This window comes from Macromonas nakdongensis, assembly GCF_002837145.1.
GTDB classification, from domain to species: domain Bacteria; phylum Pseudomonadota; class Gammaproteobacteria; order Burkholderiales; family Burkholderiaceae_C; genus Macromonas_B; species Macromonas_B nakdongensis.
Genome location: NZ_NWMV01000034.1, coordinates 22,031 through 28,447 on the forward strand (window position 1 = coordinate 22,031; position 6,417 = coordinate 28,447).

6 protein-coding genes are annotated in these 6,417 nt (G+C 70.2%); 4 read left to right on the plus strand and 2 right to left on the minus strand.

The window, feature by feature from the left end:
* Window positions 1-10: 10 nt before the first annotated feature.
* Complete coding sequence (locus CON77_RS06240; protein ID WP_157826855.1) at window positions 11-1,123, minus strand: hypothetical protein; 1,113 nt, start codon at window positions 1,121-1,123, stop codon at window positions 11-13.
* Between the two features lie 89 nt (window positions 1,124-1,212).
* Here CON77_RS06240 and hemB point away from each other — a divergent pair, with 89 nt between their 5' ends.
* Genes hemB through recQ form a run of 4 tightly spaced genes read left to right on the plus strand, consistent with a single transcriptional unit; the run spans window position 1,213 to window position 5,702 of the window.
* Window positions 1,213-2,220, plus strand: a complete 1,008-nt coding sequence (gene hemB, locus CON77_RS06245; protein ID WP_101048272.1) for a porphobilinogen synthase — start codon at window positions 1,213-1,215, stop codon at window positions 2,218-2,220.
* 20 nt (window positions 2,221-2,240) lie between these two features.
* A complete protein-coding gene (locus CON77_RS06250; protein ID WP_101048273.1) occupies window positions 2,241-3,380 on the plus strand; it encodes a magnesium transporter CorA family protein in 1,140 nt (379 codons plus the stop codon).
* Between the two features lie 28 nt (window positions 3,381-3,408).
* Window positions 3,409-3,819: a rhodanese-like domain-containing protein gene (locus CON77_RS06255; RefSeq protein ID WP_101048274.1), complete on the plus strand. Its 411-nt coding sequence runs from the start codon at window positions 3,409-3,411 to the stop codon at window positions 3,817-3,819.
* Complete coding sequence (recQ, locus tag CON77_RS06260) at window positions 3,816-5,702, plus strand: DNA helicase RecQ (RefSeq protein WP_232788425.1); 1,887 nt, start codon at window positions 3,816-3,818, stop codon at window positions 5,700-5,702. Before CON77_RS06255 ends, recQ begins: the two co-directional genes overlap by 4 nt.
* On the opposite strand, the gene CON77_RS06265 is transcribed toward recQ, so the two are convergent.
* A partial coding sequence (locus CON77_RS06265) for an ATP-binding protein (RefSeq protein ID WP_157826856.1) occupies window positions 5,692-6,417 on the minus strand: 726 nt, incomplete at its 5' end. The genes recQ and CON77_RS06265 overlap by 11 nt on opposite strands.

A 6,417-nucleotide genomic window follows, 5' to 3' on the forward strand; every position in this document is an offset into this window, starting at 1 on the left:
GTGCGGCGGGTCAGAGCACGTTGGACAGCGTGAACATCACCGCCGAGCCGAGCGCGGTGCCCAGGGCATCGACGGCGACGCTGGCGGGGGCCGTGCCCCCGGTCGTGGGGGCGGCGCTGCCCGGCGGCACCAGACGCAGCACCGCCAGGGTCGGGTGCTGGGTGGCCAGGTCGTGTTGCAGGCTGGACACGTCGGCGGGGGTGTGGACCTCGTCCAGCACCAGCAGGTGCACCTCGCGGTCGCGCATCGCGGCCAGGGCCTGGGCGGCACTGGCCACGCCGTCGGCGCTGGCCCCGAGTTGCTTGACGATGCCCAGCGCCTGCAGCCGCGTCTCGGCCGAGGCCGAGCAGACCAGCACGTAAGCCCCGGTCACGGTCTTGAAGACGGTGGAGGGTGGTGCGTCCGGGTGGGCCTCGGCCGCGGTCGCCGGGGTGGGGGTGCCCAGGGTGCGTTTGAACACGGCGCTCAGCTCCACGCCGTCCGGGCGCACCTCGCGCACCAGGTCGATGCCGCCGTCGGTGGCCGCGATCTGGCGCAGCAGCAGCCACTGGATGTTGTCGGTGAACACCTGGCTTTGCACCGGGGGGGTGTCGGTCAGCACCTTCATCCACAGGCGTGCCCGTGGCGGCTCGCCTTCCACGTCCAGGCGCAGGTCGATGTGGTTGCCCAGCGGCGTGCTCCACTCCATCATGGCTTGCGCCAGGCTGTAGCCCAGGGTGGGGTCGATCAGCAGGGGCGCCGGCTTGAACTTGCGGCGCACGGTGATGCCCATCAGGGCCAGGTCGTCGCGCCGTTCCTGCAGCACCGATTCGACCACGTAGGCCAGGTCGATCTTCTCGTGCGACTGGCGCACCCGCCCGCTCTGGAAGCGCACGATCTGCTGCGCGTTCATGCCGCAGTGCTTGAGGCGGTGCGCCGGTGTGGCCAGCACCTGGTATTCGGCCTCGCTGATGCGCCCGCGCTGGACCAGCAGTTCCAGGCCGCGCAGCATCAGGTCCACCGATTCGATGGCCTGGTCGGTGACCGCCACCGCCAGCTCCGGCCAGTGCTCGGCCATGCGCCAAGCCCCGGGGGAGACGTCGGCGTTGCGGGGTTCTGGGCTGGGGTGGTCGGGTGTTTGCACGGGCATCCGGAAGCGGGCACAACCGTTTCAGTGTACTGTGCGTCGCGCATCTTGCAAGCGCTGCCGTGCACTTTTGCCACAATACCCGCATGAGCAAGCACCCCGCCCCTTTCCCCCTGTCGCGCCCGCGCCGCCTGCGCCGCGACGTGTTCACCCGCAACCTGGTGCGCGAACACCGCCTCAGCGCGCACGACCTCATCTACCCGGTGTTCGTGTTGGACGGCGAGAACCGGCGCGAGGCCGTGACCTCCATGCCCGGCGTGGAGCGCCTGAGCCTGGACCTGCTGCTGCCGGTGGCGCGCGAATGCGTGGAATTGGGCATCCCGGTGATGGCGTTGTTCCCGGTGATCGACCAGAGCCTGAAAACCCCTGACGGCCGCGAAGCCCACAACCCCGACGGGCTGATTCCCCGTGTGGTGGCCGCGCTCAAGGCGCAGGTGCCCAACCTGGGCATCATGACCGACGTGGCGCTGGACCCCTACACCAGCCACGGCCAGGACGGCCTGCTGGACGAGCACAACTACATCCTGAACGATCCCACGGTGGAGGTGCTGGTGAAACAGGCGCTGTGCCAGGCCGCCGCCGGCGTGGAGATCGTGGCGCCCAGCGACATGATGGACGGCCGCATCGGTGCCATCCGCCAGGCGCTGGAGGCGCACGGCCACGTGCACACCCGCATCATGGCCTACAGCGCCAAGTACGCCAGCGCTTTCTACGGCCCCTTCCGCGACGCGGTGGGCAGCGCCGCCAACCTGGGCAAGGCCGACAAAAAGGTCTACCAGATGGACCCCGGCAACACCGACGAGGCCCTGCGCGAGGTGGCGCTGGACCTGGCCGAGGGCGCCGACATGGTGATGGTCAAGCCCGGCATGCCCTACCTGGACGTGGTGCGCCGCGTGAAGGACGAATTCAAGGCGCCCACCTTCGCCTACCAGGTGAGCGGCGAATACGCCATGCTCAAAGCCGCGGCCCAAAACGGCTGGCTGGACCACGACGCCGTGATGATGGAAAGCCTGCTGGCCTTCAAGCGCGCCGGCGCCGACGGTGTGCTGACCTACTTCGCCCGCGACGCCGCGCGCCTGCTGCGCCAGGCCTGAACCCGGCGCCCAGGTTCCGCATGCGCGTTTTCCACCTCGACGGACACGGCGTCAGCGAGTCCGACCAACTGCCCACGGCATTGCCGCGTCGGGGCTTTGTCTGGGTGGCCCTGAGCCGGCGCGAATTCGAGTTGCAGCAGGGCGCGGTGCAAGCCTGCCTGCAGGCCCTGTGTGGCGCCCAGCTGGTGGACCTGCACCTGTCGGACCTGTTGAACAAGCAGCTGCCGTCGCGCTACGACTACACCGCGCAGTACGACCTGCTGGTGTTCCGCCGCCTGGCCCAGGCGCGCAGCGAAGCCGACCTGGAGCACCCCGGCGAACCCGTGCCGCGCCTCTCGCATCGGCGCGGGCCGCCGGTGCTGCGCCGCATCGACACCAGCCCGGTGGGCTGTGCGCTGTTCGACGGGGTGCTCGTCACCGTGCACCCGGCCGACTGCGCGGTGCGCGACAGCTTCGCCGCGCGCTTGCTGGCTTCGGCGGGCCAGGGTGCCGCCGACCTTCAGGACACCGACGAACCCGGCCGCAGCGCGGCGGTGCGCTTCATGCCCACCAGCCCGGCCGATTTGATGCTGCGTCTGGTCAACCAGGTGGTGGACGGCTACCTGGACTTGGGGCGCGAACTCTCGCGCCAGCTCGACCACTGGCAGGCCGAGCTGCTCAGCCCCCACACCCGCTTCAACAACTGGAGCAGCCTGCTCGAAGCGCGCCTGACCCTGCACCAGCTCGACGAGGTCTGCGAAGACCAGCGCAACGCCATCCAGGACTGGATCCAGGCCCTGGGCGAATGGCGCCCCGCCGACCGGCCCGAAGGCCAGCGCGAGCTGGAACTGCTGAAGGTGCGCAGCCGCGACGCGCTGGAGCACATCGAACGCGTGGTGCACCACGTGCACCGCCTGGAACACAGCGCCGAGGTGGCGGTGCAGATGCACTTTTCCGCCCAGGGCCACCGCACCAACGACATCATGCGCACGCTCACCGTGCTCACCGCGGTGTTCCTGCCCTTGAACCTGATCGCCGGCATCTTCGGTATGAACTTCGAGTTCATTCCCTTGCTGCACCTGCAAAGCGGCTTTTGGCTGGCGCTGCTGGGCATGGGTCTGACCGCGGCCGGCCTGAGCGCCTATTTCTGGCGCAAGCGCTACCTGGCGCAGCAGCGCTGAGCCACCGCACAGGCGCGACAATAGCGGCATGAAGCATCTGACCCCCCGACAAGCCTGGGCCTGGTTGCAGGACCGTGCGAACGACCCGCCCGAGCAGGCCCCCCTGTTCGTCGACGTGCGCATGGAGATCGAGTCGCTGTACGTCGGGCGCCCGCCCGGTGTGGTCAACGTGCCCTGGTACGAATACCCCGACCTGCAGGCCGACCCCGAACGTTTCGCCCGCCAGGTGCTGGCCGAGGCCGAGAACCGGCAGCGCCCCGTCCTGCTGATCTGCCGCAGCGGCAAGCGCACGCTGGAGGCGGCCCGGGCCCTGGAGGCCGCGGGCTTCACCGACGTGGCCCACGTGGTGCACGGCTTCGAGGGCGAGCTGGACGACCATTTTCACCGCTCCACCGTGAGCGGCTGGCGTTTCGAGGGGCTGCCCTGGGAACAGATGTGAGCGCGGCCCTGGACGCACCGGGTGTGGCCGAAGCCAGCGCCCAGGTGCTGGCCGAGGTCTTTGGCTACGACCGCTTCCGCGGCCCGCAGGCCGACATCGTGCGCCACGTGGGCGCCGGGGGCGACGCCCTGGTGCTGATGCCGACCGGTGGCGGCAAGTCGTTGTGCTACCAGATCCCGGCCATCGTGCGCCAGCGCGCCGGCCACGGCGTGACGCTGGTCGTTTCGCCCCTGATCGCGCTGATGCACGACCAGGTGGGGGCCTTGCTGGAAGCTGGCGTGAGCGCGGCCTACCTCAACTCCAGCCTGGGCAGCGAAGAAGCCGCCGACGTCGAGCGCCGCCTGTTTCGCGGCGACATCACCCTGCTGTACGCCGCGCCCGAACGCCTGACCACGCCGCGCTTCATGGCGCAGCTGCAATCGCTGCACGAGCGCGGCCTGCTCAGCCTGTTCGCCATCGACGAGGCGCATTGCGTCAGCCAGTGGGGGCACGATTTCCGGCCCGACTACCGCGGCCTGGCCGCGCTGCACGAGCGCTTCCCCGAGGTGCCGCGCATCGCGCTGACCGCCACCGCCGACGCGCTTACCCGCGCCGACATCGTCCACCACCTGCGGCTGGAAGAGGCGCAGCACTTCGTCAGCAGCTTCGACCGGCCCAACATCCGTTACCTCATCGCCGAAAAGAAGGACAGCCTGCAGCAGCTGCTGCGCTTCGTCCGCGACGAGCACACCGGCGCCAGTGGCCACGACGCCGGCGTGGTCTACTGCCAGTCGCGCCGCAAGGTGGAAGAGGTGGCCGCGCAACTGGCCGCGCACGGCCTCAAGGCGCTGCCCTACCACGCCGGGCTGGACGCCCCATTGCGCCAGCGCCACCAGGACCGCTTCCTGCGCGAGGAAGGCATCGTCATGGTCGCCACCATCGCCTTTGGCATGGGCATCGACAAGCCCGACGTGCGTTTCGTCGCCCACCTGGACATGCCCAAGAACATCGAGGGTTACTACCAGGAAACCGGCCGCGCCGGCCGCGACGGCGAACCGGCCAACGCCTGGATGGCCTACGGCCTGCAGGACGTGGTGAACCAGCGCCGCATGATCGACGAAAGCCCCGCGGCCGACGAGTTCAAGCAGGTGCTGCGCGGCAAGCTCGACGCGCTGCTGGCCCTGGCCGAGGCCACCGACTGCCGCCGGGTGCGGCTGCTGGCCTATTTCGGGGAAGACTCCCGGCCCTGCGGCAATTGCGACAACTGCCTCAGCCCGCCGCAGACCTGGGACGCCACCGAGGCCGCCCGGAAAATGCTCTCGTGCATCTACCGCGTGCAGCAGGCCAGCGGCACCGCTTTCGGCGCCGGGCACCTGATCGACATTTTGCGCGGCAAAGTCACCGAGAAGGTGCAGCAGCACGGTCACGAGCGGCTCAGCACCTTCGGCATTGGCGCGCAGCTGGGCGAAAGCGAATGGCGCAGCCTGCTGCGCCAGCTCATCGCGCGTGGCGCGGTGTGGGTGGACGGCGAACATTTCAACACCCTGCGCCTGGGCGAAGCGGCGCGGCCGCTGCTCAAAGGCGAGGGCGAGGTGCGCCTGCGGGTGCAGAGCGCGGCGCCCAAGGGCGTGCGCAACCGCAGCGCCGAGCGCCAGCGCGTGGTTGCCAGCGAGGCCACGCTGACGTTGGCCGCGCGCGAGGCGCTGGCGGCGCTCAAGGCCTGGCGGGCCGAGGTCGCGCGCGAGCACAACCGGCCGGCCTATGTGATTTTTCACGATGCCACGCTGCGCGCCATCGCCGAGCGCCAGCCGGCCACGCTGGCCGACCTGCAGGGCATCCCCGGGCTGGGCCAGGCCAAGCTGCAGGCCTACGGCGCCGAGGTGCTGCGCATCGTCAACCCGTGAAGCCCATGGCCCGGTGCTCGCGCACCTCGGGCTTGAGCCGGTGTTCGGCCTCCAGTTCGGCCAGAAAGGCCTCGGGCTCCAGGGGCTCGCCCAGGATGTCGGCCTGGCGCTGCACCGCGGCAAAGTCGCCCAGGCAGAGCTGGTCGAGCCGTTGCAGGCGCGCCGCCCAATCGGGGTGGGCGGCACCGCCCGGGTCCCGGCCCAGGGCGGTCTGGGCGAACAGCGCCCAGCGCTGGGCCGGCTGCAAAGGCTTGAATTCGATCTTGAAGGTGAAGCGGCGCAGCGCGGCCGCGTCCAGCCGTTCCAGCAGGTTGGTGGTGCAGACGAAGATGCCGCGGAAGCGCTCCATGCCCTGCAGCATTTCGTTGACTTCGCTGACCTCGTGTGCGCGCTGGGCGCCGCGCCGGTCGAGCAGGAAGCCGTCGGCCTCGTCCAGCAGCAGCACGGCCTGTTCGGCCTCGGCCTCGGCGAACATGGCCGCCATCTGTTGCTCGGTTTCGCCCACGAACTTGCTCACCAGGTCGCTGGCCTGGCGCACCATCAGGGGCCGTTCCAGCGCCTGGGCCAGGTGTTCGGCCAGCGCGGTCTTGCCGGTGCCGGGCGGGCCGAAGAAGCAGAGCGTGCCGTGGCCCCGGGCGCGCAGGGCGGCCAGGACGCGCGGCAGGTCGTGGCGCGAGGCGGTGTGCAGCCATTCCAGGCCGTAGCGCAGGGGGCC